The organism is Streptomyces sp. NBC_00207, assembly GCF_045160965.1.
Lineage (GTDB): Bacteria > Actinomycetota > Actinomycetes > Streptomycetales > Streptomycetaceae > Streptomyces.
Window position 1 is genome coordinate 673,161 of sequence record NZ_CP130715.1, and the last position, 26,866, is coordinate 700,026.

General features: G+C 70.8%; 28 protein-coding genes and 1 pseudogene. 13 read left to right on the forward strand and 16 right to left on the reverse strand.

Annotated features, from left to right (window positions below):
* Nucleotides 1-88: 88 nt before the first annotated feature.
* From OG472_RS03535 to OG472_RS03545, 3 genes are all read right to left on the reverse strand, one after another.
* Nucleotides 89-754, reverse strand: a complete 666-nt coding sequence (locus OG472_RS03535) for a glyoxalase (protein ID WP_401602584.1) — start codon at nucleotides 752-754, stop codon at nucleotides 89-91.
* Complete coding sequence (locus OG472_RS03540; RefSeq protein ID WP_405940863.1) at nucleotides 754-1,284, reverse strand: helix-turn-helix transcriptional regulator; 531 nt, start codon at nucleotides 1,282-1,284, stop codon at nucleotides 754-756. Before OG472_RS03540 ends, OG472_RS03535 begins: the two co-directional genes overlap by 1 nt.
* A 288-nt stretch (nucleotides 1,285-1,572) precedes the next feature.
* The gene (locus tag OG472_RS03545; RefSeq protein ID WP_405827667.1) at nucleotides 1,573-1,983 is read right to left on the reverse strand and encodes a VOC family protein; all 411 of its coding nucleotides are present in this window, start codon (nucleotides 1,981-1,983) and stop codon (nucleotides 1,573-1,575) included.
* Nucleotides 1,984-2,475: 492 nt separating this feature from the next.
* Here OG472_RS03545 and OG472_RS03550 point away from each other — a divergent pair, with 492 nt between their 5' ends.
* Complete coding sequence (locus OG472_RS03550; RefSeq protein ID WP_405827669.1) at nucleotides 2,476-2,928, forward strand: DUF4279 domain-containing protein; 453 nt, start codon at nucleotides 2,476-2,478, stop codon at nucleotides 2,926-2,928.
* 393 nt (nucleotides 2,929-3,321) lie between these two features.
* A complete protein-coding gene (locus tag OG472_RS03555; RefSeq protein ID WP_405827670.1) occupies nucleotides 3,322-6,105 on the forward strand; it encodes an IPT/TIG domain-containing protein in 2,784 nt (927 codons plus the stop codon).
* 222 nt (nucleotides 6,106-6,327) lie between these two features.
* Here OG472_RS03555 and OG472_RS03560 read toward each other — a convergent pair whose 3' ends face one another.
* From OG472_RS03560 to OG472_RS03595, 8 genes and pseudogenes are all read right to left on the reverse strand, one after another.
* Nucleotides 6,328-7,425: a methyltransferase domain-containing protein gene (locus tag OG472_RS03560; protein ID WP_405834760.1), complete on the reverse strand. Its 1,098-nt coding sequence runs from the start codon at nucleotides 7,423-7,425 to the stop codon at nucleotides 6,328-6,330.
* Nucleotides 7,426-7,496: 71 nt separating this feature from the next.
* Complete coding sequence (locus OG472_RS03565) at nucleotides 7,497-8,822, reverse strand: multicopper oxidase family protein (RefSeq protein ID WP_405943137.1); 1,326 nt, start codon at nucleotides 8,820-8,822, stop codon at nucleotides 7,497-7,499.
* 75 nt (nucleotides 8,823-8,897) lie between these two features.
* Nucleotides 8,898-9,515, reverse strand: a pseudogene (locus tag OG472_RS03570) (multicopper oxidase domain-containing protein); the annotation flags it as partial.
* Nucleotides 9,516-9,560: 45 nt separating this feature from the next.
* A complete protein-coding gene (locus OG472_RS03575) occupies nucleotides 9,561-9,785 on the reverse strand; it encodes a hypothetical protein (RefSeq protein WP_383565785.1) in 225 nt (74 codons plus the stop codon).
* A 104-nt stretch (nucleotides 9,786-9,889) separates the two neighbouring features.
* Nucleotides 9,890-10,492 (reverse strand): ATP-binding protein, encoded by a 603-nt coding sequence (locus tag OG472_RS03580; RefSeq protein WP_405827674.1) that lies wholly within the window; start codon nucleotides 10,490-10,492, stop codon nucleotides 9,890-9,892.
* Between the two features lie 409 nt (nucleotides 10,493-10,901).
* Nucleotides 10,902-11,261, reverse strand: coding sequence for an ArsR/SmtB family transcription factor (locus OG472_RS03585; RefSeq protein WP_383565789.1), 360 nt, complete (start codon nucleotides 11,259-11,261; stop codon nucleotides 10,902-10,904).
* Between the two features lie 192 nt (nucleotides 11,262-11,453).
* Nucleotides 11,454-11,828 (reverse strand): hypothetical protein, encoded by a 375-nt coding sequence (locus OG472_RS03590; RefSeq protein ID WP_383565791.1) that lies wholly within the window; start codon nucleotides 11,826-11,828, stop codon nucleotides 11,454-11,456.
* A gap of 286 nt (nucleotides 11,829-12,114) precedes the next feature.
* A complete protein-coding gene (locus OG472_RS03595) occupies nucleotides 12,115-12,555 on the reverse strand; it encodes a VOC family protein (protein WP_405827677.1) in 441 nt (146 codons plus the stop codon).
* A 173-nt stretch (nucleotides 12,556-12,728) separates the two neighbouring features.
* Between OG472_RS03595 and OG472_RS03600 the strand changes: the two genes are divergently transcribed.
* On the forward strand, nucleotides 12,729-13,202 hold the full coding sequence (locus tag OG472_RS03600; protein ID WP_405827679.1) for a GNAT family N-acetyltransferase: 474 nt from the start codon (nucleotides 12,729-12,731) through the stop codon (nucleotides 13,200-13,202).
* 85 nt (nucleotides 13,203-13,287) lie between these two features.
* Here the strand turns inward: OG472_RS03600 and OG472_RS03605 are convergent, their stop codons facing one another.
* Both OG472_RS03605 and OG472_RS03610 read right to left on the reverse strand, forming a co-directional pair.
* Nucleotides 13,288-13,830, reverse strand: a complete 543-nt coding sequence (locus OG472_RS03605) for a GNAT family N-acetyltransferase (RefSeq protein ID WP_401602606.1) — start codon at nucleotides 13,828-13,830, stop codon at nucleotides 13,288-13,290.
* Nucleotides 13,831-13,840: 10 nt separating this feature from the next.
* Nucleotides 13,841-14,374: an NUDIX hydrolase gene (locus OG472_RS03610; protein ID WP_405827681.1), complete on the reverse strand. Its 534-nt coding sequence runs from the start codon at nucleotides 14,372-14,374 to the stop codon at nucleotides 13,841-13,843.
* Nucleotides 14,375-14,602: 228 nt separating this feature from the next.
* On the opposite strand from OG472_RS03610, the gene OG472_RS03615 reads away from it, so the two are divergent.
* Nucleotides 14,603-15,145: an MOSC domain-containing protein gene (locus tag OG472_RS03615; RefSeq protein WP_405827683.1), complete on the forward strand. Its 543-nt coding sequence runs from the start codon at nucleotides 14,603-14,605 to the stop codon at nucleotides 15,143-15,145.
* Nucleotides 15,146-15,191: 46 nt separating this feature from the next.
* Here the strand turns inward: OG472_RS03615 and OG472_RS03620 are convergent, their stop codons facing one another.
* Nucleotides 15,192-16,484, reverse strand: a complete 1,293-nt coding sequence (locus tag OG472_RS03620) for an MFS transporter (RefSeq protein WP_405827685.1) — start codon at nucleotides 16,482-16,484, stop codon at nucleotides 15,192-15,194.
* Between the two features lie 98 nt (nucleotides 16,485-16,582).
* On the opposite strand from OG472_RS03620, the gene OG472_RS03625 reads away from it, so the two are divergent.
* Entirely contained in the window at nucleotides 16,583-17,668 is a 1,086-nt protein-coding gene (locus OG472_RS03625) for a DUF5937 family protein (protein WP_405827687.1), read from the forward strand.
* A gap of 83 nt (nucleotides 17,669-17,751) precedes the next feature.
* Here OG472_RS03625 and OG472_RS03630 read toward each other — a convergent pair whose 3' ends face one another.
* On the reverse strand, nucleotides 17,752-17,940 hold the full coding sequence (locus tag OG472_RS03630; RefSeq protein WP_401602614.1) for a hypothetical protein: 189 nt from the start codon (nucleotides 17,938-17,940) through the stop codon (nucleotides 17,752-17,754).
* 316 nt (nucleotides 17,941-18,256) lie between these two features.
* Between OG472_RS03630 and OG472_RS03635 the strand changes: the two genes are divergently transcribed.
* The 3 genes from OG472_RS03635 (at nucleotide 18,257) to OG472_RS03645 (ending at nucleotide 22,434) form a co-directional block, all read left to right on the forward strand.
* The gene (locus OG472_RS03635) at nucleotides 18,257-19,609 is read left to right on the forward strand and encodes an acyltransferase family protein (protein ID WP_405827690.1); all 1,353 of its coding nucleotides are present in this window, start codon (nucleotides 18,257-18,259) and stop codon (nucleotides 19,607-19,609) included.
* 221 nt (nucleotides 19,610-19,830) lie between these two features.
* Nucleotides 19,831-21,294, forward strand: coding sequence for an MFS transporter (locus tag OG472_RS03640; protein WP_405940864.1), 1,464 nt, complete (start codon nucleotides 19,831-19,833; stop codon nucleotides 21,292-21,294).
* An 84-nt stretch (nucleotides 21,295-21,378) separates the two neighbouring features.
* Nucleotides 21,379-22,434, forward strand: coding sequence for an MBL fold metallo-hydrolase (locus tag OG472_RS03645; protein ID WP_401602620.1), 1,056 nt, complete (start codon nucleotides 21,379-21,381; stop codon nucleotides 22,432-22,434).
* Between the two features lie 36 nt (nucleotides 22,435-22,470).
* Here the strand turns inward: OG472_RS03645 and OG472_RS03650 are convergent, their stop codons facing one another.
* Entirely contained in the window at nucleotides 22,471-23,043 is a 573-nt protein-coding gene (locus OG472_RS03650; protein ID WP_401602622.1) for a TetR/AcrR family transcriptional regulator, read from the reverse strand.
* Between the two features lie 119 nt (nucleotides 23,044-23,162).
* Here OG472_RS03650 and OG472_RS03655 point away from each other — a divergent pair, with 119 nt between their 5' ends.
* The 5 genes from OG472_RS03655 (at nucleotide 23,163) to OG472_RS03675 (ending at nucleotide 26,794) form a co-directional block, all read left to right on the forward strand.
* On the forward strand, nucleotides 23,163-23,603 hold the full coding sequence (locus OG472_RS03655; protein ID WP_401602624.1) for a nuclear transport factor 2 family protein: 441 nt from the start codon (nucleotides 23,163-23,165) through the stop codon (nucleotides 23,601-23,603).
* Nucleotides 23,604-23,745: 142 nt separating this feature from the next.
* Nucleotides 23,746-24,621: an oxygenase MpaB family protein gene (locus OG472_RS03660; protein WP_405940865.1), complete on the forward strand. Its 876-nt coding sequence runs from the start codon at nucleotides 23,746-23,748 to the stop codon at nucleotides 24,619-24,621.
* A gap of 176 nt (nucleotides 24,622-24,797) precedes the next feature.
* Nucleotides 24,798-25,025, forward strand: a complete 228-nt coding sequence (locus OG472_RS03665) for a hypothetical protein (RefSeq protein WP_405827696.1) — start codon at nucleotides 24,798-24,800, stop codon at nucleotides 25,023-25,025.
* The gene (locus OG472_RS03670; RefSeq protein WP_405827698.1) at nucleotides 25,022-25,429 is read left to right on the forward strand and encodes an actin-binding ADF family protein; all 408 of its coding nucleotides are present in this window, start codon (nucleotides 25,022-25,024) and stop codon (nucleotides 25,427-25,429) included. The genes OG472_RS03665 and OG472_RS03670 overlap by 4 nt, the downstream gene beginning before the upstream one ends.
* 60 nt (nucleotides 25,430-25,489) lie before the next feature.
* Complete coding sequence (locus OG472_RS03675; RefSeq protein WP_405827699.1) at nucleotides 25,490-26,794, forward strand: cytochrome P450; 1,305 nt, start codon at nucleotides 25,490-25,492, stop codon at nucleotides 26,792-26,794.
* Nucleotides 26,795-26,866: the final 72 nt, after the last annotated feature.

Here is a 26,866-nt window from a genome sequence, read left to right on the forward strand (position 1 = left end):
TGGATGTATGCGTGCCGGACATCCGGGCCAGGGCCCGGCTGTCACATGGCGCGTGTTCGACGGTCAATCGGTAGGACAGGGGCGGGAGTCAGGACAGCGTGGGGGCGAGCGACGCGGCAGCCTCCCAGGCGAACCCGTCCGGGTCGGTGAAGGCATCGGCGGTGCTGCCGAGGGCGATGCGGTGCGAGCCGGTGCCGTCGGCGGGGACGCCGAGGTCCTTGGCCAGGGCGCGGCGCTTGTACAGCGCCAGCTTGACGGGGCTGGACTGACCGGGGGCGAACTCGGCGTACTTGCCACCGAAGCTCTTGGCCACGGTCAGGCCCCGGCCGACGTAGAACTGCTTGGTGGCCTTCACGTCCTCGACGCCGAGCAGCAGGACGACCTCGTCGATCTCGCGGGTGGCGGGGCCGGTGTCCTTCTTCGCCGAGGTCGCGATCTTCCAGATCGTCCCGTCCGGGGCCTGGACGACGCCGCCGTAGCCCCACAGCGACTTCGCGGCGGGCTTCAGGACCGTGGCGCCGGCGTCCACGGCGGCGCCGACGAAGCCGTCGACGGTGGCCGGCCCGGACACCGTGAGCGCCAGGGTGAAGCCGCGGAATCCCGTGGAGTGCGCCTCGGACGCCCGCAGGCGTATGTACGTGTCCACGCCGAAGGCGCTGTAGAAGCGGCGGGCGGCCTCGGGGTCGGCCACCTCGAGGGTGACGGACGCGAGGGACGTGTGGGCTGTGGTGGAGGTGGTGGTTGCCATGACCATCACGCTAGGGGCTGTGCGGCGGCCGGGGCTTCTCGATTCCTGACCGGTCTTGAGACTTGCTTCGCCACGCACGCCGGCATCCCCTCCACCTTGATCGCCGGCCCCGCGCCGCGGACCGTATCCGCTGCATCGGCAGGGTCGGCCGCCGCATCCGCCGCATCCGCCGCCTGGCGGCGGAAGGCCCCGGGCGGCATGCCGACCAGCTCGGTGAAGCGGGTGGTGAACGTGCCCAGCGACGCGCAGCCGACCGCGAAGCAGACCTCGGTGACACTGAGGTCTCCCCGCCGCAGCAGCGCCGTCGCCCGCTCGATGCGACGCGTCATCAGGTACGCGTACGGCGACTCGCCGTAGGCGGCCCGGAACTGCCGGCTCAGGTGCCCGGCGGACATGTTCACATCGTGGGCGAGCGCCTCCACGTTCAGCGGCTTCGCGTATTCCCGGTCGATCCGGTCGCGGACGCGGCGCAGCCGCGCAAGATCGGCCAGGTGCTGCGCCTGGACGCGTGCGCGCCGCCATTCGGGCTTGCACATGAGAGCCCTCCCCTTCGTCTTTCTCTTCCATTTCCCTCGGCGTCCCCAGCGTCTGGGGTGCCGGCCTCGGCGGGCACCCCAGACGCTCGGTGGTGTGGACCGGCCCGCCCGACTCGACCAACCGCCGGTCGGCCAACTGCCATACAGAGGCAGGACGGAGTCCGGGCTCAGGACCGGTTCAAGGAGGACCCGGACGCGTCCCGGGCGGGCGACTGGCAGGGCAGGCACTTCCGCTCTGGTGCGCCGCCGCGTTCCTTATGGGTGGTTCGCAATGTCGGCCCGCACAGGTCAGCGCAGCTCCTGAATGCGGACCAGGTTGCCCGCGGGGTCGCGGAACGCGCAGTCGCGGACGCCGTACGGCTGCTCGGTCGGCTCCTGGACGACCTCGGTGTCACCGGCCTGCCCCTTCTCGAACGTGGCGTTGAGGTCCGGGGTGGCCAGCAGGATCCAGCCGTAGGTGCCCTTGGCCATCATCTCGGTGATCGTGCGGCGCTCGTCCGCGGTGATGCCGGGATCGGCGGCAGGCGGCGCCAGAAGGATCGACGTGCCCGGCTGACCGGCCGGGCCGACCGTGATCCAGCGCATCTTGCCCTGCCCGACATCGCTGCGGACCTCGAAGCCGAGGACGTCGCGGTAGAAGGCGAGCGACGCGTCCGGGTCGTCGTACGGAAGAGAGGTCGTGTGAATGGTGATGTCCATGACTAGCAGGCTAGAGGCGGCTCCGTGAACCGCGCTTCTCGATTCCTGATCGATCCGGACGCGCCCGGACGTTCACGCGCATGTCACGCGGAGCGCACTCGCTTCCCGCGACGGAGCACCCGAGGCCCCCTCCCCCGCCAGGCAGAACCTCGTCCTGGACGAAGCCGGCATCGAAGACCCGGTCGTCTGCGAACTGCTCACCACGCGCGGCCTGGCAAGACCGTCTCCAGCGCGAGCTGACGTACGACGGACTCACCCTCGACGTGCCGGGCAAGATCGCCCCGGCCTGCAATCTGACCGTCAATGAGCGCCACACGTACTATGTAACGGCCGGCACGACGCCAGTTCTCGTACACACGTACACAACGCCTCGTGCGACTTCATCCCGGAGACGGTTTCGCTGTCTGACGCGATGCGCGACGGCGGCAATCGGATCATTCTCGTGAGCAAGGACGGCCGGATCTTGGTTCCGACGAATGGCAGGTACCGGCCATGAGCGCGTTCCGCATGTACTTGAGGGTCGTCAGCGAGTCTTTGCAGCCGGAGGAGATCTCCAGGCGGCTGGGCGCGGAACCCGACGAGTCGGCCTCGATCGGTAGCCGCAGGCGCCCGCAGTTGCCCCCGCAGTCCCACTCGACCTGGATTCTGCGTGCAGGTGCGCCGGAAGGGCGGGGCAGGCCGGAGGATCTGGAGCCGGCGGTCCTCGGGTGGGGCACGGATCTCGCCACGGCCCTCGGACGACTCGCCGACGCGGGGGAAGCCTCCGTCTTCCTGGAGATCGTCCAGGAGATCAGGGACCTCGACGACCCCCAGCAGAAGGGCATTTCGCTCAGCGCCGATCTGATGTCCTGGATGGGTGCGGCCCGCGCATCGCTCGACATCGATCAGTACGTCTACCACGACTGCGGAGACGAACCGGACGCTGCCAGTCCGTCGACACCGTAGACGCCGGGGCCGGATGCTCCACAAGCCCCACCGGGAATCCTCCTGCGGGGCTTCTCCTCCTCACCAAGTTGCCGCATCCAGAGCCCCATTTGCCCGCCGCAGATCACCGGGCGAATCCCGAGCGCAGCTCCAGTGCCTGGCCCAGCCCCTCCGCGGCCGCGCGGTCGCGGTACTCCGCACACTTGTGCCCCAAACTGCACAATCAATCAACGTGGTCGGTTCATGGGTCCGTTCGGGGGACACCTCGGCACGCCGAACCGCAGACGGAAGCGGGGCATGGGGTTCTTCCACTAAACACCGGCCCATGATCACCGGCTACTGCAGGGCAAAGACCGTCCGTTGGCGATCCACGGGCGGCACCGGACTTCCGAACCAGGCTGAAGGGGGAAGCCCATGTCGTTGAAACGGCTTCCCGAGGTGAACCGGAGAGCACTCCGCGCGGCGCGCGGCTGGCCTCGCGCACTGGTGCTCGCGCTCGCCGTCACGCTCACCGCGGTCGCGCCGGCCGGCGGGGCGGCCGCCGAGCCGCGTCCCGGCGTCCCGCCCACCGCCGCCGCCGGCCAGTCGCAGGCCGACGGCGAGGGGAAGCTCTCCCGGGTCACGCCGAAGCGGCGCGTGGACGTGCGGAAGCTGCCGCGGCCGGAGCGCACCGGCGAGCCGCAGGTGCAGCGCTACCTCGCCCCTCCGAAGCGGCGGGCGCCCGTGGGACCGATGCGACAGCCGAGCCTGCCGGTCACCACTACGGCGCTGACTCCGAAGGGCGCGACGCCGCGGAAGTCGGTGCCTTCCTCGGCCGTCGTTGAGCGGCTGAAGACATTCCCCACGCTGGGGAACATCGACACCATCACTCCCTCCGACACCAATCTCGCGGTGGGGCCCACCTACATCGTCCAGGTCGTGAACCGCTCCGGCCAGATCTACGACAAGGGTGGCAGCGCGGTGGGCGCGCCCTTCGACCTGGGTGCCTTCTTCGGATTCGCGGCGGACACGGGCGGGGATCCGCGGGTGCACTACGACGCGGGGTCCGGTCGGTTCTTCGCCTCGTACGAGGGGATCCTGTCGAACGGCGATGAGGTCGACGTCGCGGTCAGCGACAGCTCCGACCCCCGCGGACACTGGACCGTGTACAACATCGGAAGCAACAGCTCCAACGTTCAGCAGGACCGGCCGCTGCTCGGGTACAGCAACGACAAGGTCACCCTGAGCTGGAACAACTTCGACCTCACACCCGACCCCGAAGTGTTCCTGGGCGCGGTGAACGTGGTCGTCAACAAGGCGGACCTGCTGGCCGGCGGCACCATCAGCTTCACGACCTTCGCACAGGACACCAGCCTGGATGACAACGTCCCGGCCACCTCGCTGTCGGGGATCAACGATCAGCTCTCGATGAAGCACTCGGGTACCGACGTGATTGTGTCCACGATCACCGGCGTGCCCGGCGTCAGTGCGGTCAACCGCACCCTGAACACCATCGCCATCGGAGCCGCGCCCCCACCACAGACGTGTGGCGGCGTAAGGGGATGCGCGGCTCAGCCGCCCGGGGGCGACGCCACCATCGCGACGAACGACGACCGGATGCTCTCGGTCGCGTGGCAGAACAACCACCTGTGGGGCGTCTTCAACGTCAGCTGCACCCCCCTCGGCGACACGGCGGTCCACACCTGCCAGCGCTACGTCCAGATCGCGACCGGTGGTGGCCAGAGCCTGGCGACCAACCTCAATCTCGGCCTCGTGGGCGGAGACATCTACTACGGCTCGTTGGCCCTCAACGACGAGGACGACCTGTTCTCGGGCTTCACCGCATCCTCGTCCACGATGTTCGCCACTGCCGTCGCGATCGGAGTGCCGGGCGGCAACTTCCCGTCCACCACCTTCGGCGACTTCTACGCCGCGGGCACGCAGGCGTACGCCTGCCGCTGCAACGGCGACAGCCGCTGGGGCGACTACTCCGGCACCGCGCGCGACCCCAGCAACCCCAAGGACGTCTGGACGGTCCAGCAGATCGGAGCCACCGGCGACACCGGGATCTTCGGCGGTGACTGGGGCACCGCCATGGACCGCGTCACGCTGTCCCCGCCCACCGTCACCAGCGTCACCCCCAACCACGCGCCCGAACTCTCCCAGTGCGTGAACACCGTGACTGTCCGCGGCACGGAATTCCCGACGAGCGGCACCACCGTCAGCTTCGGCTCGGTGGCCGCCACGAACGTGAACGTGAGCGGGCCGGAGGAGCTGACCGCACAGGTGCCCCCGCAGGCACGGGGCACGGTGGACGTCACCGTGACCACCCCCAACGGCACCAGCCCGATCACCGCCGCCGACAAGTTCACCTATGACCCGGACACGACCGCACCGGCCGTCTCCGCGAGCATCTCGCCCGCGCCGAACGGCGCCGGCTGGAACACGACCAGCCCGGCGACCGTCAACATCAGCGCCTCGGAAGGGGCCTGCGCCTCAGGGGTCCAGAAGATCACCTACAGTGCGAGCGGCGCCCAGCCGATCGCATCCACCGTCGTCTCCGGCGCGAGTGCCGCCGTCCCGATCACGGTGAACGGCCTGACCATCGTGACGTACACCGCCACCGACAACGCGGGCAACACCTCCGCACCGCAGACGATCACCGTGCGGCTCGACACTGCAGGGCCGACGATCACCATCGTCCGTCCGACGGCCGGCACGTACCTGTATCGCCAGCCGGTCACCGCGTCCTACTCGTGCACGGACGCCATCTCCGGGGTGGCGAGCTGCGTGGGCACGGTCCCCAACGGCAGCCCGATCAACACCTCCACGCTCGGCCAGCGCACGTTCACGGTCAACGCCACGGACAACGCCACGAACCCGTCCACCAAGAGCGTCACCTACAACGTGGCGTACCGGATCTGCCTGCTCTACGACCCGAGCCGCCCGGTGCGGCTGCTCGGCCAGGTCGTGATCAGCCTGCGGATCTGCGACGCGAACGGCAACAACCTCTCCAGCTCGAACATCACGCTCACCGCCAGCCGCATCACCGGGCCCGTCACCAGGCCCGTCACCGGCCGGTTCAACTACAACCCCCTCTTCTCCTCCTACAGCCTCCCCGTGAGCACCCGGAACCTGCCCAACGGCAACTACAACCTCGAATTCACCATCAGCGGAGCGGACACCACGACCCACGTGGCCCCGTTCACCCTGCGCTGAGACCCGAGCTCCCGTCGGAGTGCGCCGGCCCGGCCCCAGACACTCGGGGCCGGGCCGGCGCGCGTCAGTGCAGTGGCTGCCCGTGCGGAGCCCGCGGGCGATCGACCCGGCATGCCCTGGTCGATGGCTGTTCCGGTTGTCCACAGCGCCATGCCCGATCAGCGCCGCACATGGCCGCCGGGCCGTCCAGGGGCCGCCATGTCACCGACGCTGCGGCGCTGTTCAGGCGATGAGCAGGCGGAGGCCGAGATCTGCCGCGTCGAGGTCGGCGAGATCGCTGTTGCGCTCGGCCCACCGGCCGGAGTCGAGGTCGTCGCGGAGGCTTCGTACCGCCCGCTGCTCGGCGTCCGGCCCGACCCTCGTCCACACCGACATCGCACGGCGGACGTGCTCCTCCAGATACGCCCCCGGTCTGCGCCAGTACGCCTCGAACAGGCCGTCAGTGCAGTCCCACGGGATGGGCACCGGCTCAGCTCGGGCGCCGATCGCGTCGGCCATCCCCGCAAGTGGGGGAAATTCTGCGAGGACGGTGGCGAACTCGGGCAGGTAGTCGCGGGTAAGCCAGAACCGGTCCTGCCATCCGGGCTCGTCGGTGTCGAACGTCAGCACCACCACGCGCCGGGCCACGCGCCGCATCTCGCGCAGCCCCGCCATCGGGTCCCCCCAGTGGTGAACGGTGGAGACGGCCATCGCGACGTCGAAGGAGTGGTCCTCGAACGGCAGGCTCTCCGCGGCGGCGGCCACGCACGGCGCCGAGCCGGCAGGCCGCTGCCTCCGCATGACCTCCGACGGCTCCACCGCGGTCACCTCGCGATCAGCCGGCTCGTAGGAGCCGGTGCCGGCCCCGACATTCAGCACCGTCCGCGCGTCCCCGAGCGCGTCCAAGATCTGCGCTGCGATCCGCGGTTCGGTACGCCGCGTCGCCGTGTAAGCGCCGCCGATTGCGTCGTACAGCCGTGCACCAAGCATCCCCAGTTGCTCCTCCGGTGTCACCATCAGTCCCCTCGCCCGTGCCTCGAGTTCCCTGTCGATGGCCGCCACCATGGCGTCAGCACGATCACGCCGCTCCAGCAGCAGGCCGCGCAGCCGGCGCAGGTGCGCGACCGCGTCGGTGGACTGGTCTCCGACCAGTTCCGCTACCTCCCGCAGCCCGAAGCCCAACCGCCTGTAGGCCAGCACCTCGCGCAGCCGCTCCACGTCGTCGGCCGAATAGGCCCGGTACCCGGCCACGGTCCGCGCCGACGGCCGAACGAGTCCGATCCCGTCATAGTGATGCAGCGTGCGGACGCTCACGTCGGCCAGCTCTGCCACGCGTCCCACGGTCCAGTGATCTTCCACGGCACCGACTATGCAGCCTGACGCCGCGTGAGGGTCAAGAGCGTCACGTGGTGTCAGGTGTGTTGTCCGGACCGGGGCTCGGCGGCGGCGCGCCAGGTTCGGGCGTAGCCCTCGCGGAGGGGACCGCCTACGAGGGTGAGGACCTCCGCGGCGGCGTCGGCGAGGTCCTGCGGTTCGCCGTCCCCGCAGAGGCGGCGGTGGCCGTCGAGGAGGGCGCCGCCGTGCCGGGGGTCGGTCTGCAGCAGGCGGCGGGGCAGCCACTTGCCGCCGCCGGTCCAGGCCCGTCGGTGGTCGAAGAGGAGGTCGGCGGCGGTGTTGAGGACGACGCCGGCCACGGCGAGGCGCTCGACGACGTCCGCGGTGTCGGCGAGGTCGTCCAGCGCATCGGTGAGCACGTAGCGCCGGCTCTCGACCGTGGCGGGGGCCAGGGCGCCAGGGCCCTTACGAAGCGCCTCCTCGGCGTGCCGCTTGATGTTCGCGGCCGCTCCGTCCCGCTCGGAAAGGACCAGGCCGCCGGCGTACATGTGCTGCATGGTGCCGCGGCGGGAGGCTGCGTCCGCGGCGAAGAGCCCGTCGAGGCCGGCCCGCGTGTGGACGAACAGCTCGACCAGCCGTCCCTCGAAGCGGAGGGTCTCCCGGCGGGTCTCGCCGCCCTCCTCGATCAGGACGAAGACGGTGTCCTTCGGCCCGCGCAACGGCGGTGGCGGGGCCGCGCCGTTGATCTCAAGGATGCGGAACTGGACGTCGTGGACGTGGAAGTTGTGCGGCATCCCGTCGTCGTTGCGGAGGGTCCAGGTTTCGGTCGTCCCGCGGGTGACGGTCTCGTCCACCCGGGACATGTCCATCTTCCGGCCGTTGATGCCGGACATCTTGAGCTCGAAGAAGCGACTGCGGGACGGGTCCTCACCGGTGGGGAGCGCCGATGCCACCAGCGCCCCCGGCAGCTCCGCCGAGGGCCTCAGGGTGGGCGCGGCACGCAGCTGCATCACGTCGAAAGAGTCGTCACCGCCCCCGAAGCGCTGGTTCCAGAAGTCCAGGCCGGCGTCCAGGGGGTGGGAGCGCAGGATCCTTCGTTCGCCCGGCTGCATCCGTATGACGATCTCCGCGCGCTCCCCTGGCGACAGGCGCAGACGGCTGGTCGTGTGCGGGGCTTCGAGGAGGCCGCCGTCCGAGGCGATCTGCCGGAAGGCGCGGCCGTCGTCGAAGCCGAAGGTGTAGACGCGGGCGGTGGAGGCGTTCAGCAGGCGCAGCCGGACCAGTTCGTCCTGGACGGTGGCGTACGGGTCCAGGGTGCCGTTGACCATCGTCCGGTCGCCGAGGAAACCGACGTTGCGCATCAGCTTGTGGCCGTGGTCGAGTTTCGCGCCGTCGAAGGTCACGTCCTGGACGATGACCGGGATGTCGTCGACCCCGTACGTCTTGGGCAGGGGCAGAGCTGCCGACTCCGCGTCGTCCAGGAGGAACAGGCCCGCGAGGCCGCGCTGGACGTGCGTCTCGGTCGCGCCGTGCGGGTGCGGGTGGTACCAGAGCGTTGCGGCCGGCTGCTCGACCGTCCACTCCGGGGCTCAGGTGCCGCCCGCCGGCACCATCTGGTGCGGGCCGCCGTCCATCGCGGCGGGCAGGTGCATGCCGTGCCAGTGGACGGTGGATTCCTCGGGCAGGGTGTTGGCCACCTTCACCCGGACCTTCTCGCCCTTCGCCGCGCGGAGGGTGGGGCCGAGGTGGCCGCCGTTGAAACCCCAGGTCGGGGTCCTCGTCCCGGGGGTGAACTCGGTCTCCCCCGCTTGCATCCGCAGGTCGAAGACCCGGGTCCCGTCCGCCTCCACGGTGGACGCGGCGAGGGGAGGCACCGCGAGGGCGTTGTGGAAGTCCACCGCGCCGACGGTGGACACTTTGGCACCGGTGTAGAGCCAGGTGAAGAGCCCGCCGATGACAAGGGCGAAGCCCGCGACCAGTGATCCGAGGATCAGCAGCGTCCGCTTCCAACGCGGCATCCGGGGCTTGTCGCCGGTCCCGATGTTCCCATTTTCAGACATGCCCATGACGCTATGGACGGCGCTCGCGCCCCACATCGGGGACCGACCCGGGGCCGACCCCCACACCGCCCCCGAGTCGGTTCAGGGGCGCGGGCCCGGATCACACGCCGAGCGGCTCGGGGCGCGGGCCAGACGAGAGCCGAGGCGGCAGCGCATCTCGCCCGCGGCCCTGCGGACCTCCTCGGGCTGCCTGTCGTCGTCAAGAACGCCGAGGAGGACCATCAGGGCCCGGGCCTCATCCCCACTGATCAGCTTCAGCCTCGGCTCCGTCACCCCGTCGAGCAGCACGTCCAGCATGTCGTCCATGCAGGGAACAACGCCGGGCTGCACGACGCGTCACACCAGGCGTGGGGTGTCGGGCCGCGAGCTTGATCACTGTGACGAAAGACCGGTCGCCTTCCCCCGATCCGTCAGCCGTTGCGCCGGTCGTCGACCTGGACCTTCAGATGTGGCCAGACCGTGGCCAGGCGTGAAAGCTCGTCGGCCGCCGGAACGGTGACCGGACCCAACGACCCGTCCGGCCTGAAGTGGACCAGCGTCCCGGTCGTGCCGTCGACCTCGATGGGCTCGAGATCAGTGACGGGCACGCCGTGTTCGTAGCGCTGGGTCCAGGCCCCGTTGAGGCGGCGGTTGGTATGGGCGAGCCACTCGCTGAGCGCCGCAACCACGGACATGCCGCGCCGAGGATGGCCGTCCGGCAGCGCCTCGACCTGCGGGGAATCGAAGAACCGGAGGTCCTTCGTGGCCATGACCGGCTTCTTCACGCTCTGGCCGTACTCGTCCACGCGGGTGTCAGTGCCCCGTCCGTCGTCCCGGACGGACACGGAACCGTCGGCATGGAGCTCGACGACGCAGCTTCCCTCGCCTTGGCCCGACGCTTCATCGGCGGCATAGGCGAGTACCTCAAGGACGAGGTGCCAGGGTCCGTCCGGAGCGAACTCCGCAGGCCTTTGCCGGATATGCGCCAGATGATCGGCATCGACAAGGCCGGACCAGTCATGCGTCGTGTTCACCCAGGAAGCCCTCGATACGTCCATCAGGCAAGTATCCCCCTGGCAGGGAACCCCTCACCGCTGTCCCGCGGCCTCCCGCTCCCGGTGCGCGGTGTGGACTCGGTGCCACAGCTTTGCCCGTGCGGGGGCGTCCACATCGGTCAGGTCCAGACGGAACACGCCCTCCAGTACGTCGTACCAGCCGTCGGCGGAGGCGACGGTCCGCTCGGCCGTGCCCGCGACGTCGATCCGGAGCGCGAGATGGTCGCCGGCCGCGCCCGCGGGAGCCTCGGGGGGTGCCGACGTCTCGTTCCGGCTGCCGGAGTCGAGGCCGAGGCCCTTTGCGGACGCTCAGGCCTCGGTCAACGGCCCATATTCACACTCGACTTGGCGCCCCCACTCCGATGACGGCCCGCCGATGCTCGAGGCCTCACAGCGTGGTCGGACCTGTGTGCACGGAGGTGTCGGCGTGGCGTAGTTCAGCGAGCAGCTCGCTCTGTCCTGCCAGCAGTTCGGTGAGGATTCGCCGTGCGGCCCGCAGGAGTTCCGCCACGTCGCCGCCGGCGAGGGCGTAGCTGACGGTGGAGCCGTCACGGATGGAGACCACGATGCCGGATCGGCGCAGTACTGCGAGCTGCTGGGAGAGGTTGGACGGTTCGATCTCGATCTCGTTCAGCAATTCGCGTACGGGTACGGGGCCGTTCTGGAGCAGTTCCAGTACGCGGATGCGGACGGGGTGTCCGAGCATGCGGAAGAACTCTGCCTTGGCCTGGTACAGCGGCACCTGCATGCGACAACACTCCCACCCGGGTTCGACTCTTCACGAGCTGGCAGCCAGACCTGACGGATCCTCGATGCCTGGCTGTCCAGCCATCCTCCCGCCTCCTGGCTCCGGTCCGCCCTCGGCTGATCACTTTCAGATGTGCCGAGTTGAAGAGTTTTTCAACTTGTGGGCATGCGGAGCCGGGAAGCAGGAGGGCGGTTACAACTCCAGGTCCGCCTCGATGCGCTTGAGCTGGTGCCTGGCCATGGCCAGGTTCGCCCTGCCCTTGTCCAGGACGATGTAGATGAACAGGCCGTTGCCCCCGCGCCCCTTGAGCAGCCGGATGAGGTGGTACTGGCTGCCGAGGGTGATCAGTACGTCCTCGATCTCCTCGCTGATACCCAGCATCTCCATGGTGCGGATCTTGGCCCGGATCACATCGGTGTTCCCGGCTGCGGCCACCGTGAGATCGAGGTCTTTGCCTCCGCCCAGCATTCCGAGTGCCATGCCACTCGTGTAGTCGACCAGCGCGGCCCCGACGCTGCCCTCGATCGAGGTCATCGCCTCCTTCAGAGACGTCTCCACACTCACCATCAGTACTCGCTCCCTCGGGAATCGACGGCCCCGGCCGGCTTCATACCTCCGACCGAGGGGATGACGGCAGACGCTACCCACTGGCCGCCAAGAGGGCGGGGAACATGAAACTTTCGGCGGAAAACGATCCCCCAGGCCCTAAGATGCGCCCCTGCGGCCTGCGGGTGACGTGGACGAAGCCGTGCAGCTGCCCCCAGCGGCGAGGGCAGGGGCGGACGGACGCTCGGGCCGACGGCGCGGTCGGCCCAGGGTGCGCAGCACCCGATCGCTTCGCGGTAACCGCCGATCAGTCCTTCGCACCACCGAAATCGGGCAGGGTGACCGAGCCGTCTGCGGCGAGGGGGAACCCCGGGTTGTACGCGACTTCCCAGGCGTGGCCGTCGGGGTCCACGAAGGCACTGGAATAGAACCCGATCGCATTGACGGCCGCGGGCTTGGTGACGCTACCGCCTGCCCGTCGAACCGCGTCGAGCAGCTCGTCCACCTCGGCCTCGGAGCGGACGTTGTGGGCCAGGGCGATCCCGCCGAAGCCGCCGACCGGTCCAGGCTCCACGCCGCAGTCACGAGCCAGCTTGTCGCGATCCCACAGCACCAGCCCGAGCCCGCCGGCCTGGAAGAAGACCGTCGCCTCCACCTCCTGTCCCCGCCAGCCCAGGGCCTCGTAGAAGCCCTTGGCGCGTGCGAGATCGGTAACCCCCAGGGTGACCAGGGTGATGCGCTGTTCCATGCGATCACGCTAGAACGCCTGGCGGCACGGGGGCCGCCGACTCACCGCCGACACGAGGGCGCCGCCGCCCCTGCACGCGCGGGGATGACCCCCATCCGGCCCGGGTCTCACCGGCAGCGACAGGTGCGGAAACCGGATTGCCCCGCCGTGCTGCAGGAGTCAGGCTCGGCCCCATGACCACAGATTTCATCGTGCGTCCGGCCCGACCCGCCGATGCCCGGACCTTGGCCGAACTGCGTTGGGCCTTCAAGCAGGAGGACTACGAACGGCAACCACCGGCCCCTGCCCGGCACTTGGAGGAAGCCGAGCGCTGGATCCACGACCGGCTCGGCAGTGGCCACTGGTTGGCCTGGGTCGCGGAAACCGAAGGCGAAATCCGCGGCCACGTCTTCCTCTGCCTGGTGGAGCGGATGCCGGAGCCCTACGAGGACAACGACCCGTTCGGCTACGTCACGAACTTCTTCGTCCTGCCGTCACAACGGAACAGCGGAGCCGGCTCGGCACTCCTTGCGGCGCTGAAGCAGCATGCACGCAGTGCCGGCATCGAGGGCTTGATCGTCTGGCCGTCGGAGCGCAGCGCGCCGCTCTACCGGCGCCGCGGATTCCAGCCTCCGGAGGAACTGTTGGAGCTTCCGCTCGGCACCTGAGGGGATCGGCTTCCGAGACACCGCGCAGGACCTGTTACCTCGCCGGGCGCGGCGGCTTCGGGCGATCGCGCGGCCTGGCCACCCGCTACGACGAGACCGGGGACCACACTCCGAACCACTGCTCGGCGCCGTACTCCTCGAACCGCTCCACCTCGGTGAACCCCAGCTTCGCCGCGAGGCGCAACGCCCGGTCGTTGGCGTTCTGGGTGCAGAGCACCACCGGATCGCCGGGAAGCGCGGCGGCGAACCAGTCGAGCGCCGCCGTACACGCCTCGGCGGCGTACCCGCGTCCCCACGCCTCCGGCAGGAACATGTAACCGAGCTCGGTCTCCCCGCCCTCCGGACGCACGTGCCCCGGACGCTCCGCAGCGCGCCGATCGAGCGTGATCATGCCGATCATCGCTCCGTCGAGATCGATCACGAAGAATCCGGGACGCCGGCCGGGCACCGCGGGCACCGCGCGTTCGAGCTCGGCACGCGGTCGAGGGCCACCGACGTAGGTGCCCACCTCCGGCGATGAGAACAGCTCGATGAACGCCGCGCGGTCCCGGGCCTCGGATGCGCGGAGCACGAGCCGTTCGGTCCTGATCGGGACAGGTGGCCAGGCAGCGTGTTCGAGTCCAGTCATGCCGGGCAACCTATCCCACGTCCGTACGAGTGATCCGTGGAAGAAGACCTGGGCGATCTTGTAGGGCCGCGACGACCAAGTCGTGGATGAGGAACTCCCCGGGAGCGCGGTTCTCCTTGAGGCGGGGCAGGTCTTCAGGGCCGAACCAGTCGTATGCGGTGTGCTTGGACCATTCCAGGGCGGGGTGGTCCAGGTCGCCGTCGACCTCGACGAGGTAGTCGGCCTCATGACGTACCCCGTGGCCGTCGTCGCCCGTCCACGTGGTGAGGCCGAGCAGACGGCGTACCTTGCGCAGACGCCAACCCGTCTCTTCTGCGACCTCCCGTGCGAGCGTGTCCAGCAGGGTCTCGCCGGGCTCGACGTGTCCGCCCACGATGTCCCAGCAGTCCGGGAAGAGCCGCCGGTCCGGGCTGCGCTTCTGGGCGAAGGCCCGGCCGTGCCGGTCGAGAATCACCGCACCCACGGCCCACAGCTCGCCCTCTGCGGGGACGGGTATCTCGACACCGCTGCTGACGACGACATCCGGGTGCCGGTCTGTTGCCATGGGCCCCAATGTAACGGCGCGTCTGATCAGCATCGCGGCGCGTTGGCCGGTCAGTCCAGAGTGAGCTGGAGGTACGCCGTTTCCCGGAAGCCCGCGGTCGGCGGGTCCGCTTCCACACTCGCCACCGGCTCTCGACCGTGGCGGCGATGGCGACCGCGGCGGCCGTGCCCTGAGGTCCGAGCGTTAGGGTCGTGACCGACCATGGCCACTGAGGAGGGGGCTCCGACCATGTCCGGAGTAGTGACGGCAGTAAGCAGCAACAGCGAGTACTCGTTCACCAAGCCGAACCGGGACAGCATCACACTGCTCCCCGGCCTCGGCGTGGAGGGGGACGTACATTCCGGCGTGACGGTCAAGCACCGGTCGCGCGTCGCGCAGGACCCCACCCAGCCGAACCTGCGCCAGGTGCACCTCATCCACGAAGAGCTCTTCGCCGAGGTCGGTGCAGAGGGATTCGACGTGGTGCCGGGTGCCCTCGGCGAGAACATCACCACCCGCGGGATCGATCTGCTCGGCCTGCCGGTCGGCACGCTGTTGCACATCGGCGATGGTGCCGTGCTGGAGGTGACCGGCCTGCGCAATCCGTGCCTGCAGATAGACAACTTCCGGGACGGGCTGCTGAAGCAGGTCGTCGGCCGCGACGAGGCCGGGAACATCGTGCGCAAGGCCGGAATCATGACCATCGTGAAGAAGGGCAGTGCCGTGCGCCCGGGCGACACGATCGAAGTGGAGCTTCCCAGCGGGCCGCACCGGGCCCTGGAACGGGTCTGACGGCGCTCCATGGGCACCATGCGGATGGGGTAAGCCCGGCCCCGCATCAGTCGAGCGTGAGCCCGTGAGGGGCGGTTCGTACCCTGCACTCCTCTGCCGTGCGGCTTCGCGCTGCGCCGGTCCGGTCTCCGGGTCGGTCTCCGGGGCGGTCCTTTTCGGTGGCAACGGCGCCGGCCGAGAGGAGCGTTGCAGTGGCGAGGCTGCCCCAGAGGGCGGCCGGGCCGTGGGGGGCGAGAGCGGTGATGACCGCCGGGGAGACGGCGAGGCCGAGGCCCGTGGAGAGCTCGAAGCGGGCGAGGGTGCGTCCCAGGAGGTGGGCCGGGGCGAGGACGGTGACGAGCGCCGTGGCACTGCCGGCATAGATGATCTCGCCGATGGTGCAGACCACCGACACCGTGGCGACGGCCGGGGCGCCCCAGCCGTGTCCCAGTGAGGCGGCCGCGAGGAAGCCGAGGTAGGACGCCGCGATCACCACGCCGGCGAGGGCCAGCACGGCCCGCCGGGGGAAGCGGGACAGCAGGACGGTGACCGGGACCTGCAGGGTGACCACCAGCACCGTGTTGGCCACGAAGACGGCCGCCGACCACACCGGGGATGCGTGCAACTGCGTCACCAGGACCAGGGGGAGCGCGATTTCGGGGACGTTGAGGCAGAAGGCGTAGAACACGTTGGCGGCCAGCAGCGCGCGCATGCGGGGCGCCGGCCCGGAGTCCCCGTCCTTGGTGGAGGTTGCAGCCGGGCGGGCGCGCAGGTGGACCGACCACGCCAGGGCCGCCGCGATGAGATAGGCGAGCCCTGTGACGGCTGCCAGCGCCTGCAGTGCGCCGGTGCCGCCCGCCAGGCACGCGGTGGCGAGGAGCGCGCCCGCGCCCATGCCGGCGTTGCGCAGGGCCCGGCCTCCGGCGAGAGCGGTGTCGCGTTCCCGACCGTGGGCGACCGTGGCCACGAGAGCCGCGTGGGCGGCGGGCCATGCCTGGTTGCCGATGCTGAGGAAGAGCGCCGCCGTCGCGAACAGCCAGACGTGCCCGGCCGGGGTCGCCAACAGCAGTGTCACGCCCACCACCCGCACCAGCATGGACGCCGCGACGACCGTGCTGCGTGCCCCGCGGTCCAGCCATCGGCCCACCGCGGGCATGCACCCCAGACCCACGACGACGCCGACCGTCATGGCGACGCCGGTGGCCGGCGCGGACAGCCCCAGCACGGTGACCCCGTAGAGCAGCAGAAAGGGACGCAGCAGGCCGGTGCCGAGCGCGTCCACGATCAGGGCGACGGCGTAGCGGGGGCCTCCGGAGGCGCGGACGAGGGCGCGGGGCTGGATCTTGGTGGTGGTTGCCATGGCATCAACGGTGAGTTCGGCCCGCGGGCCGGCCCCGCCGGTTGACGGACATCGTCAACCGGCGCCGTCGCAGGCCGGGCGGTCGGTGATGATGAGGGGTGACCTTGAGGATCGACATCAGCGGCCTGCCGTCCGAGCGACTGCGGTTCGCCGCCTCCCCGCTGGCCGAGCTGACCGCGATGCTGCACGTGCTGGCCGAACCCGGGCATCATCCGCAGTTCGCCGACTGGGCCGGGGAGGTCTGGGCGGGGCTGCGGCCGGAGCTGGCCGAGCGGCTGCGGGAGGCCGAGTTCCTCTGGCGTTCCTCCCAGGCCGACTTCCTGATCCCCGCCCGGCCTCGGCCGACCCTCGCGGAGGAGTTGGACGAGGTGGACCGGATCGACGACGAGACGTACGTGACCGCCGCACTCGTCACCACCTGCGGCAGCAACCGTGTCCCCTTGGCCGCGCCGTCGCCGCTCACCGACGCGTCAGCGCGCGAGCGGGCCCTGGACCTGGCCCAGGCCCGTGGCGCGCGGCAAGAGGCGTTCGCGGAGCGGCTGCTCGCGGACCCCTCCGCGGTACGGGCCCGGGTGCGCCACACCCTCGAACAGTGCGCCGAGGCCTTCTTCGACGCCGCCTGGGCGGGCGTCGCCGTGCAGCTCGCCACCGACCTGCGGCTGAAGAACGACCTGCTGAAGCGCCAGGGCATCGGGGCGGCACTCGCATCGGTCTCCGGCGCGGTCACCCTGGCACCGGACGGCGACTGCATCGTCGTGGACAAACTGCAGGACAAGACGACCGCAGCCCACGGCGCCGGTGTCACCTTCATCCCCAGTGTCTTCGGCCGCCCGCACCTGGTCGCGGTCCACGCGCCCGGATGGCAGCCGGTGGTGCAGTACCCCGTGGCCGGGCCGGGTCCGTCGGAGCCGATGTCGCTGGAGACGGTCACGCTCCGGCTGGAGGCACTCGCCCATCCGGTACGGCTGCGGCTGCTGCGCACCCTGGCCCGCGGCCCGCACACCACCGGTGAGCTGGCCCACACCTGGGAGCTCTCGCCCCCGGAGGTTTCCCGCCACCTCGCCGCGCTGCGCCGTGCGGGCCTGCTCACGGCCCGGCGGCACGGTCGCTATGTCCGCTACACCCTCAATCTTCCCGATCTGACGGCACTGGGCACCGACCTGCTGGCGGCCGTACTGCGCTGAGCGGCTTCGGCCTGCCGAATGCGGGCGACCGCCGCCGTGTCGGCCGGGGAGCCGGCGGGGGTGTCGCTGGCCGGAGCCGTGTGTCAGCCGCTGCACTGGGTCAGTTCGCCGCCCTGCCGGACGCTGTACTGGCCGGGCGCCACGTTCAGGACCTGGAAGCCGCCGTTCTCGGCGACCTCGGTGGTCCCGCCGAAGCCGGCCGACCCCTGGTAGTAGGCCGGGCCCGGGGTGAAGCCACCTCCGGAGAGGTGCACCTTCCCGTTCTCGAGCACGCTGGAGACCGAGCAGGTCGCGGCCGGTACGGCAGCCGGCGCGGACAGGGGGACCGCAGCGAGGGCGGTGGGGGCGGCGACGAGTGAGGCGGCCGCAAGGGGGTGAGGACGAGCAGGCGTGTGCGCCGGTTCATGAGTCTTCCTCGGTCTTCCTTATCTGGACGAATCGGGAAACTGCGGGCCGAGGCGGAAGCGGGGGCGAGGGCCGCCTTTCCATCGTCACCCTGGCCCTGCCCGGGTGCGACCGGGCATCGGGCATCGGGTCACTCCGCAGGATCCGGACTGCAGGCCTCCGAGCTTCGGATATCGTCCCTGCGTGAATCTCATACCCCCACTCACCCAGCGGGCGGCCGCCCCACCGGCTGCCGCACCCGGTGCCCGGCTCGGCTGGCTGGACGCACTCCGCGGCATCGCCGCTCTGATCGTGGCACTTCACCACTTCGACGTGCTGAGGATGCTGCCCTTCGGGGGCGTGATCTGGCGCAACTTCGACATGGGCCTGTTCGGCGTCATGCTCTTCTTCATCGTCAGCGGCTACATCATCCCGGCCTCGCTGGAGCGACGGGGCGACGTACGCGGCTTCTGGATCGGCCGGATCTTCCGGATCTACCCGGCCCTGATCGCCGCCTTCGTCCTCTCGATCATGATGCTGCCGGCCGGGGACGGTTCGGTCGCGCTGCTGCGCACCGGCGACAACCCGGCCTCGCTGGTCGCGAACGGCCTGATGCTCCAGGACCTGCTCGGCGTCATCAACGGCATGAACGTCACCTGGACGCTCTGCTACGAGATGGTCTTCTACTTCTTCGTCACCGCCCTGTTCACGCGCGGTCTGCACCGGCACAGCGGTCCGATCGCGGTGGCTCTGGCCGGTGTCGCCCTGGCGGTCGGTACGGCCGTCGGCACCCAGCTCGTGAGCGCGGAGATCGGCTCGACCCGGCAGCTCCTGCTGATCGTGACGCCGATCGTGCTGGTGGGCCTCGTCTGCGTGCTCAGCGGCAAGCGCCTGCTGACGGGGACGGGCGCCCTGCTGCTCGCCGGTGTCGGCCTGGTCCTGGTCACGCTGAACAGCCGGGCCCCCGCCTTCGAGACCTGGATGATCTTCGCGACGATGTTCGCCGGTACCGTCGTGTACCGGGCGCAGCACGGGCAGCTCGCCCGGGTCCCGGCCCTGCTCTCGTGCGGTTTCGTCGTCGTCGCGGGTGTCCTGGTCGGCTGGCTGTACAACCACGGCGAGGCCCTGGAGCGGACCTGGTCCGCCGGCTGGAAGGCCTGGTCGATCGCCTACCTGTCCGCGTGGGTGCTCTTCGGCGTCGGCTTCCTCCTCCGGGGGCGCCGCTTCCCGAAGGCGCTGACCTGGCTCGGCGCGATCAGCTTCTCGGTGTACCTGCTGCACATCCCGCTGCTGCGCACCGTCGAACCGCTGGTGGGCATTCCGCCGCAGCCGTCCTCGACGCTCGGCCGGTTCGCCTGGACGGCGATCTTCCTCGGCGTCGTACTGGCCGTCAGCCACCTGATGTACCGCCTGGTCGAGATGCCGATGCAGCGCCTCGGCCGACGCGTGCAGAAGGCGGCGGAGCGCCGCTGGCCACAGAGCGTTCCCACCGCGCCCGTCACCCCTGCGGCCCCTGCCGAGGCCGCCGCGGCCCTGTCCGGTACGTCACGGAATTGATCAGGGCGGACCTGTGGCGAGCACGCGGAAGACGCGTCGCAGCAGCGGCGGCCGGCTCGCGTCCTGTACCGGCGAGGCCGTCTGACGGCGTCGCCGGAGTCCGCGGGGTCCCGGGCGTGCGGTGTCCCGCGGGTCGTTGACGGCTTGGGGTCGGTCCGGCTGTATAGGGTTTGGCCTGCAGCCCGTAAGCGCAGACGTGACCGATCATCAGGGGTGCTGTCATGGGACCCGCAGGGACTTCGTCCGCGCCCGGCGGTCTCGGCCGCAACCGTGAGACGGCGACGCTGGTGCTGCTCTCGTTCGCCATGCTGATCGTTTCGCTCGACCAGTACATCGTGGTCGTGGCCCTTCCCGACATCGCGGCCGACCTCGGCTACTCGGCGCAGACCCTCCAGTCGGTCATCAGCGCCTACGCGGTGACCTCGGCCGGCTTCCTCCTGTTCGGCGGGCGGGCCGCGGACCTGCTCGGACGACGTCGCGTCCTGGCCACCGGCCTCGCGCTCTACGCCGGGGCGGCGCTCGCGGGAGGACTCGCGACCGGACCGGGTGCGCTCCTCGCCGCTCGCGCGGTCCAAGGTCTCGGTGGGGCCCTGGTCTTCCCCACCACCCTGGCCATCATCAACACCACCTTCGTCGAAGGCCGTGCCCGCAACCGCGCGTTGGGGATCTGGGGTGGGGCGGGCGCGGCAGGACTCGTCATCGGTGTGCTGCTCGGCGGACTTCTGACGCAGGTGTTCGGCTGGGAAGCCGTCTTCTTCGTCAACGTCGTCCTGGCCGGCCCCGCGCTGGTCCTGGCGTTCGTGGTGATCCCCCGGGATGGCGAACGCGAGAAGGGCCGGACGTTCGACCTGCCCGGTGCGATCGGCATCTCTCTCGGTGTCACACTCATCGTGTTCGCCCTGGTGCAGGGCCCCGTGTCGGGCTGGCTCGCGCCCGGCATCCTGGTGAGTGCGGTCGCCGGCGTCCTGCTGATCGGAGCCTTCGTCGTCATCGAGCGGCGCAGCTCCGACCCGCTCATGCCGCCCCGGCTCCTCTCCCATCCCCACCTGATCACCGGCGTCGTCATCGCCTTCATGTTCATGGCGACCTTCGGCTCCGTGCTCTATTTCCTGTCCCTCTATTTCCAGGAGGTTCTGGGCTACGACGCCTTGCAGACCGGCGTCGGCTTCCTCATCCCCACGGCAGTGGTGGTGGCCGGTTCGACCGTTGCGGGCCGGCTCGTCACGCGGTTCGGTCTCAGGCGCACGCTGGCCGTGGCCCTCGCCGTCGGTGCGCTCGGTGCGGTCGCGCTCGGCCTCGCGATCTCGCCGAACGGCACGTACGCCGGACTCGTCCCCGGCCTCGTGGCTGTCGGCATGGGCGACGGGGTGGTCTTCACCGCCATGTTCATCGCCGCCGCCACCGGGATCCCCGACCGGGACCAGGGCATCGCCTCGGGCATCGCCTCCACCGGCGCGGGCGCGGGTGGAGCCGTCGGCCTCGCCGTCCTCGTCCTCGTGTCGACTGCCGGCCTCGACGGCCTCTCCGGTGAACGGCTCCGGATCGCCGGCGCCCACGGGATCCGCACCGCGCTCTTCGTCGTGGCGGGCGGGATCGCGGCGACCTTCCTCGTCGCCATGCGCCGCTGCCCGACGCCGTCCGAACCGGTACCCGGCCCCGTGCCGTACCAGACCCGTCGCTGCTGACGGCGCTTCCCGGGGACACCGTGCCTCGTGCGGCGTACGCTCGTCCGCAGGAGACTCGTGGTCCACAGCACCGCGGGAGGGTCCATGACGGCGTCCACGACCGCACTCGGTGATCTGATCGAGATCGACGAACGAACCGTGCTGGTCCTCGGGCAGGGGCTGGACATCGGGCACGATCAGCCCGACGTCGCCAACGCCCTCGTACACCGGGCCGGCGACACGCTGGTGCTCGTCGACACCGGCGTCACGGCGGTCTTCCGCGCGGCGCTGCGGGAGGCGGCCGGCCGGATCGGGCCCTGGTCCCGCGCGCTGGTGCTGACCACGCACGGCCATCCCGACCACGTGGGCAACAACGATCTGGCCGACGAGCTGGGTGTGCCCGTCGAGCACTACGTCCCGGCCCCCGACCTCGACCAGATGCGGGACCCGGCGGCGTACTGGGTGCGGTCCTTCGAGCGCATCGCCGGCGTGACGCCACTGCCCGCTCCTCCCGCGCCGACCGCCGACAAGGTGGTGTCGCTCTTCCGGCCGATGCAGCCCTTCGGCGCGACGACCCGGACCTACGAGGAGCGACCGCTGGAGCGGATCCGGCTCGGCTCGCTGCGCTTCACCGGCTGGACCTTCGCCGACGGCGCGGTCCGCGTGCTGCGCAGCCAGGGCCACTGCGCCGGGCACGTGATCGTGCACCTCGGGGACTGCGGCGTCCTCCACCTGTCCGACGAGGGCAACGGAGCCTGCGGTGCGATGGCCGACGCCGACCAGCTCAAGATCCAGACCGTGCTCGGGTCCGTCGCCCGCCTCTTCGAGGAGGGCGAGGCCTCGCTCCTCACCGACGGGCACACCTTCGCCGTGCGCCGTGGCGCCGAGGTGGTGGCGTACCTGGACGGGCTGCTGGAGCAGGCCACGGCCCTGCAGGCGGCGGCCCTGGGAGTGACGAGGGAGAACAGCGGGATCCGGCCGAGCGCGTTCACCACCCGGTACGCGGAAAGCCTCGCCGAGCTGGAGGTCGGCGGCGCCAATCCGAATGCGATGTTCACCGCCATGATGGCGGTCAACCAGCTCCGCGAACTCGGGCTGCGGCCGCAGTCCGGCGACGCCGACGCGCCCTGGTCCCGTCCCCCGCTACAGAACCCCGCCTAGGTCGTCTCTTTCGGATCTCGCCGGACCCGCGCCGGTTCAGCGTGGCCGCAGCCCGTCGAAGACGACGTCGAAGATCCGCTCCCGGGGCCCGGGATCCGCTCCGAGCTGTTCCAGGGCCCTGCCGGTGCCGGCCAGGAGGGCGATGAACTCCGGCAGGCCCAGCTCCGGGCGGACCGCTCCCGCCCGTTGCGCGCCGGTCAGCAGATCGGCCAGCCGGGCCTGGATCTCCATGGTCGGCCCCTGCAGCGACGCGTGCACGTCCACCCCGGCCGCAGCGAGGGCCTGGGTGAACTCGTTCTTGCCCTCGGACTGCTCCACCACCAGGCGGAAGCAGGCGAAGAAGGCCTCGGCGGGTCCGGACTCGGCGGCCAGCTGCGCGGTCCGGGCTGCCATCTCCTCCAGCCTGCGCACCATCACCGCCTCCAGCAGCGCCTCCTTGGTGGGGAAGTGCCTGAAGAGCGTGCCGACTCCGACCCCGGCGGTTCGCGCGATCTCCTCGGTCGGCACGCTGACACCACGAGTGGTGAACACCTCCGTGGCGACATCCAGCAGCCTGGCCCGGTTGCGTGCCGCGTCCGCCCTCAGTGGGCGCTCCTGACCGCCAGCCATCCCTCTCCGCCTTTCGCAGGCGACGGCAGAACCACCCTGGACAACCGGAGTCTCCAGTCCGTATCGTGAAAACGGAGTCGCTAGTCCGATTCTATCCACGGTCTCACCGGAGGTTCGTCATGCCCGAAACGCTGTCGCCGCGCGAGGTCTTCCAGAAGCTGATCGAAGACATCGGTGCAGGGCGGTACACGGAGTTGGCCGAGCTCTACGCCGAGGACGCCGTCGTGGAGACCGTCTTCGAGCCGGTCGGGCCGCGCCGGGTCGAGGGGCGGGCCGCCCTCAGGGAGCGGTTCGCGCAGGTCTCCGCGGGTTCGCCCGTGGAACTGACCCCGGCGAACGTGGTCGTCAGGGAGACGGACGACGCGGAGGTGGTCGTCGCCGAGTTCGACTACCGGGTGCACCACCGGGTGACGGGGCGGAGTTTCGAGGCCGCCAACATCCTGGTGCTGCGGGTCCGCGACGGCCTGATCGTCAGCAGCAGGGACTACCACGACCACCTCGCCCTCATCGTCGCCGGCGGCAACCTCCCCCAGCTGGTGGAGGCGCTGGAAGGCAAGTAGTGCCAGGGCCGCTGCCGGTCCGGTGCCCGCGGGTCCGGCCGGTGGGCATACTGCTCTCATGGGCCGGTGGAGGACGGTTTTCCCAGGCGCCCGTGCTGTCGCAGGCGCCCTTACTTTCGCAGGTGCCCGTGCGCGCGCCCGTGTGCGGCTGGGCGAGGCTCTCTTCCTGCGGGTGGCCGGGCCCTCCGGCCCGGCCACCCGGAACCGCAGCCACCTGACGCCCGGTCCGCGCTGGTTCGCGCCGGACCACCCTGTGCGGCGGGTCCACGCGGACGCGGCCCTGTTCGTCGGCGGGATCAGCGCCCTGCTGCTGCAGTCCCTGCATCCTCTGGCCATGGCCGCCGTGGCCCGGCACTCCGCGTACCGGGAAGATCCCTGGGGCAGGCTGCAGAGCATCAGCACCTTCCTCGCCTTCACCACCTTCGGGACGGCGGACGACGCGCAACGGGCGGTCGAACGGGTCATCGCGGTGCACAGGACGGTCAGCGGGCAGGCTCCCGGAGGTGAGCCGTACGCGGCCACGGACCCCACCCTCCTCGAATGGGTGCACGACGCCGAGCTGAGCTGCTTCCTCCGCTCCCACCAGCGCTACGGCTCCCGCCCGCTGAGCGGCCCGGACCAGGACGCGTACGTGGCGGGCATGGCGCGGGTCGGCGCGGCGCTGGGTGTCACGGACCCGCCACGCACCGCCGCGGGACTCGCCGCCCGCATCGAGGACTACCGGCCGCAGCTGCGCGGCACCCCCGAAGCCCGGGAGGCGGCCCGCTTCATCCTGCGCCGCCCGCCACTGCCGTGGGCGCTGCGCCTGCCGTACGCGGCCCTGGCCGCGGGCGCGGTCGTACTGCTGCCGGACTGGGCCCGGGCGGAGCTGGAACTGCCCCGGCGCATGCCGCTGGAGCAGTGGTGGGTCCGGCCCGCGGCCCGCGCAGCGGTCCGGCTGGTTCGGTGGTCCCTGCCCCCGGCGCCCGTGCCGTCCTGGGCCGCCGACCCCGTGCCGGATGACGTGCCGGCCCGCTGACGCGCGGCCCGGACACGGCCCGGACAGGGACTGGACCGGGTTTCGCCGACCGAGGGCCGGGCAGGCGCCACCAGGCGGCCCGGGACGGGAGCGAGGAGACTTGACGCGTGGGCCCCGTACCGCGAGCAGTGCGGCCCGGGCATGGCAGTGCAGCCCGGGCATCGAGGAGGTGCGACATGAGCCGACCGGAGCAGCCGCGCCGCCGTGCGCCCACACCGCCGTCGGAAGCCGTCCGCGAGAGCGGGGACCGCGAGGCCCGGCAGGAAGCGGACGCAGCCGTGAGCGGCCGCACGGAAGACGCCGGTGGGCGTCACCCCGCAGGCCGTTCCGCCAAGCGGCAGCGCCCGGGAATCGGCCGCGAGGAACAGATCCGGCAGCACCCGCAGGGAGACGATCGCCCGTGAGCAGCCGGAATACCGCCGTGGACGACAGTTGCCTGAGCGCCTTGCAGGAGCTGAAGAGCAGGCGCGAGATCAACACGGTCGTCTACCGGCTGAACGAGCCCTTGGACACCGTGATCGTCGAGAGCCGGGCGAACCTCACGCACGAGGAGATGCTGGAGGCGCTTCCGGCCGACGAACCCAGGTTCGTCGTGTACGACCTGCACTTCGCCGCGTCGGACGGGGCCCGCAGGAGCGACCTCGTGATGATCCTCTGGATGCCCGACGGGGCGCCGGCGGCGCACAAGCTCGCCTACTCCTCCGCCCACCGCGTCCTCCAGGACCTCCTGGACGGTATCCAGGTCACCGTCCGGGCCACGACCGTGTCCGACCTGGCCTACAACGAGCTCGCATCCCAGGCAGTCTGACCGGGACCGGGACCGGCGGTCGCTCCTGATCGCGGTCCCCCGATCACGTAGGGGCAGACCATGTCCGTTCTGTTGACCGACAGCACCCTGTCCCTGCTGACCCACGGCTACGCGTGGGCCCCCGACCTGCGCCGGGCCCACCATGGTGCGCCCGTGGTCTCCACCCACCTGTTCGGCCGTCGCGCGACACTGCTGCACGGGCCGGGGGCCGTGGCCCTCTTCTACGACGAGAGCCGCGTCCAGCGGCACGGCGCCCTGCCCTCTCACGTGCTCGACACCCTCTTCGGGAAGGGAGCGGTCCACAGCCTGGACGGGCCGCCGCACCGGGTGCGCAAGGAGCTCTTCGTCTCCCTGCTCATGTCGCCGGAGTCCATCGGCACCCTGACCGAGAGCATCGAGGAAGGCTGGCGCGAAGCGGTGACGGCCTGGGAAGGGCGCAGGGTGGTCCTCTTCGACGAGGTGGCCACCCTGCTCACTCGGGCGGTCTGTGACTGGGTGGGGCTGCCGGTCCCGGACGACGCGGCCCGGGAGGTCGCCGAGGACTGCGTCGCCATGATCGACGGCTTCGCCACGGCCGGACCCCGTCGCGTACGTGCCCGGCACGCCCGGCACCGCCAGGAGCAGGCCCTCGCGGCCGCCGTCGCCGACCTCCGCAGACTCGGGCCGCACCCGGACGGCGTCTTCGCCCCGTCCCGGCACGCGTCACTGGCCGGCAGCCCCCTGGAGGCGGTCGCGCTCCACCGCGAGCAGGACGGCACCCTGCTCGATCCGCACACGGCAGCCGTCGAGCTGTTGAACATCATCCGTCCCACCGTCGCCATCACGTGGTTCGCCGTCTTCGCCTCCCACGCCCTCCACCGCTATCCCGGTGTGCGCGACCAGCTGCGGGCCGGTGGCCGCGTCCACGCCCGCGCGTTCGCCCACGAGGTCCGCCGCTTCTACCCGTTCGTGCCCTTCATCGGAGCCGTCGCCGCTCACGACCTCGTCCTCGCCGGTCACGAGATCCCCGCCGGCACCCACCTCCTCCTCGACGTGTACGGGCACCACCACGACCCGGAGCTGTGGGACCGTCCGTACCACTTCGACCCCGGGCGCTTCCTCGGCCACGAACCCGGCCGCGACGCGCTGATCCCGCAGGGCGGAGGCGACGCACGCACCGGCCACCGCTGCCCCGGCGAGGACATCACCGTTTCCCTGCTGGCCGCGCTCGCGCCGGCCCTGGCCGATCTGGACTTCGCCGTACCCCAGCAGGACCTGTCGATCCCGCTGAGCCGGATACCGACCCGGCCCCGCAGCGGGTTCGTCATCGAAGTCGCACACCAGCCGAGGAGCCACGGCGCCCGGCGGTTCCAGCCCCAAGCCTGAACCGGGCCGGGCGCTCTGCCCGCGACCGGCCGGAGGCCTAGTCGGCGCCGGGGCGGGTAGCCGCCCGGCAGG

What these genes read in the sequence shown, in the direction of transcription:
- OG472_RS03535 (WP_401602584.1), bottom strand. Translation starts at nt 754, where the DNA reads ATGGTCATGGCAACCACCACCTCCACCACAGCCCACACGTCCCTCGCG.
- OG472_RS03540 (WP_405940863.1), bottom strand. Translation starts at nt 1,284, where the DNA reads ATGTGCAAGCCCGAATGGCGGCGCGCACGCGTCCAGGCGCAGCACCTG.
- OG472_RS03545 (WP_405827667.1), bottom strand. Translation starts at nt 1,983, where the DNA reads ATGGACATCACCATTCACACGACCTCTCTTCCGTACGACGACCCGGAC.
- OG472_RS03550 (WP_405827669.1), top strand. Translation starts at nt 2,476, where the DNA reads ATGAGCGCGTTCCGCATGTACTTGAGGGTCGTCAGCGAGTCTTTGCAG.
- OG472_RS03555 (WP_405827670.1), top strand. Translation starts at nt 3,322, where the DNA reads ATGTCGTTGAAACGGCTTCCCGAGGTGAACCGGAGAGCACTCCGCGCG.
- OG472_RS03575 (WP_383565785.1), bottom strand. Translation starts at nt 9,785, where the DNA reads ATGGACGACATGCTGGACGTGCTGCTCGACGGGGTGACGGAGCCGAGG.
- OG472_RS03585 (WP_383565789.1), bottom strand. Translation starts at nt 11,261, where the DNA reads ATGCAGGTGCCGCTGTACCAGGCCAAGGCAGAGTTCTTCCGCATGCTC.
- OG472_RS03590 (WP_383565791.1), bottom strand. Translation starts at nt 11,828, where the DNA reads ATGGTGAGTGTGGAGACGTCTCTGAAGGAGGCGATGACCTCGATCGAG.
- OG472_RS03595 (WP_405827677.1), bottom strand. Translation starts at nt 12,555, where the DNA reads ATGGAACAGCGCATCACCCTGGTCACCCTGGGGGTTACCGATCTCGCA.
- OG472_RS03600 (WP_405827679.1), top strand. Translation starts at nt 12,729, where the DNA reads ATGACCACAGATTTCATCGTGCGTCCGGCCCGACCCGCCGATGCCCGG.
- OG472_RS03605 (WP_401602606.1), bottom strand. Translation starts at nt 13,830, where the DNA reads ATGACTGGACTCGAACACGCTGCCTGGCCACCTGTCCCGATCAGGACC.
- OG472_RS03610 (WP_405827681.1), bottom strand. Translation starts at nt 14,374, where the DNA reads ATGGCAACAGACCGGCACCCGGATGTCGTCGTCAGCAGCGGTGTCGAG.
- OG472_RS03615 (WP_405827683.1), top strand. Translation starts at nt 14,603, where the DNA reads ATGTCCGGAGTAGTGACGGCAGTAAGCAGCAACAGCGAGTACTCGTTC.
- OG472_RS03620 (WP_405827685.1), bottom strand. Translation starts at nt 16,484, where the DNA reads ATGGCAACCACCACCAAGATCCAGCCCCGCGCCCTCGTCCGCGCCTCC.
- OG472_RS03640 (WP_405940864.1), top strand. Translation starts at nt 19,831, where the DNA reads ATGGGACCCGCAGGGACTTCGTCCGCGCCCGGCGGTCTCGGCCGCAAC.
- OG472_RS03645 (WP_401602620.1), top strand. Translation starts at nt 21,379, where the DNA reads ATGACGGCGTCCACGACCGCACTCGGTGATCTGATCGAGATCGACGAA.
- OG472_RS03650 (WP_401602622.1), bottom strand. Translation starts at nt 23,043, where the DNA reads ATGGCTGGCGGTCAGGAGCGCCCACTGAGGGCGGACGCGGCACGCAAC.
- OG472_RS03655 (WP_401602624.1), top strand. Translation starts at nt 23,163, where the DNA reads ATGCCCGAAACGCTGTCGCCGCGCGAGGTCTTCCAGAAGCTGATCGAA.
- OG472_RS03665 (WP_405827696.1), top strand. Translation starts at nt 24,798, where the DNA reads ATGAGCCGACCGGAGCAGCCGCGCCGCCGTGCGCCCACACCGCCGTCG.
- OG472_RS03675 (WP_405827699.1), top strand. Translation starts at nt 25,490, where the DNA reads ATGTCCGTTCTGTTGACCGACAGCACCCTGTCCCTGCTGACCCACGGC.